The sequence below is a fragment of the Mitsuokella sp. AF21-1AC genome, assembly GCF_003458855.1.
In the GTDB taxonomy this organism is placed as follows: domain Bacteria; phylum Bacillota; class Negativicutes; order Selenomonadales; family Selenomonadaceae; genus Mitsuokella.
The window spans coordinates 1-1,005 of record NZ_QRVW01000067.1; the positions used below are offsets into that span (position 1 = coordinate 1).

1 protein-coding gene is annotated in these 1,005 nt (G+C 54.2%); it reads left to right on the forward strand.

The window, feature by feature from the left end:
* Positions 1-103 precede the first annotated feature (103 nt).
* The coding region (locus DWX75_RS11965; RefSeq protein WP_118016531.1) for a transposase at positions 104-1,005 on the forward strand (902 nt) is incomplete at its 3' end.

Sequence of the window (1,005 nt, forward strand, 5' to 3'; positions counted from 1 at the left end):
CAGCAGTTTACAGCTTTTTGAAGCACAATAAAATCGCATAGCCTCCTGATGGTGTATAATGTAATCGCTAAAAAACAACAACACCCAAGAGAAAGGCTATGCGATGACTTCATTATACACCGAGAAATCTATAATTGGTAGACTCCTGACGATTTTTTCTTCTTTGTTCCCAGCTGCGACGAGGCCGACGCGCCATCTGCTGGCGTGGTTTTTCATCGCTCAGCTGGCGTTGGAGTCAGCTCCGTCGGTGCGCTGCCTATTCCGGCAGTTCCTGTCGAAGCAGACGGATGCGTCTCTCAACAGCTATTACCGTGCCCTTGGCAATGGACTCGTTACGGATGCATCCATTCGACAAGCCTTAGCTCTACGGGCTCTTGCCATAGTGCCGGAAGCGCTGCGGCAGGAGCCTATCTTGCTCAGCGTGGATGACACGACCATTGCCAAGTGGGGCAAGCACTTCGACGGGGTAGGTATCCTGTACGACCACGCCAAACACGATGGCAGGTCTTATTTCAATGGCCATGCCTTTGTCAGTCTGACGATGAGTATACCAGTCATCCATGAGAACGCAGGCAAGCCTCAGATCCGCCACGTCGCAGTGCCGATTGGCTACGTCATGAGCAATGGCGAGACTTCGAAGCTGACGATTGCCTGCCAGCTTCTCGATGAAGTCATGCCCATCCTTGAAACGCGCCAAGTCATCCTGCTCTTTGACAGCTGGTACGCCAAGCGAGAGCTGCTCATGCATGCACTCAGCTACCCGAATCTCAATGTGATCTGCAATGCACGTCGTGATACGGCCATCTTTGAGCTGCCAACTTCGACGGCAGGCCGCCGCGGTCGTCCGCCAAAGTACGGCAGGCGCCTGAAGCTGGACGAGAGTCCCGTTGCGCCCGAGAACTACTCTTTCAAAATGGATGGGTATCTTGTCGCCCACCGGCTGGTGAAGACGCGCATCTTCGGCGACCGCACCGTCCATGCCTATGTGACGCTGAGCAAGAGTGG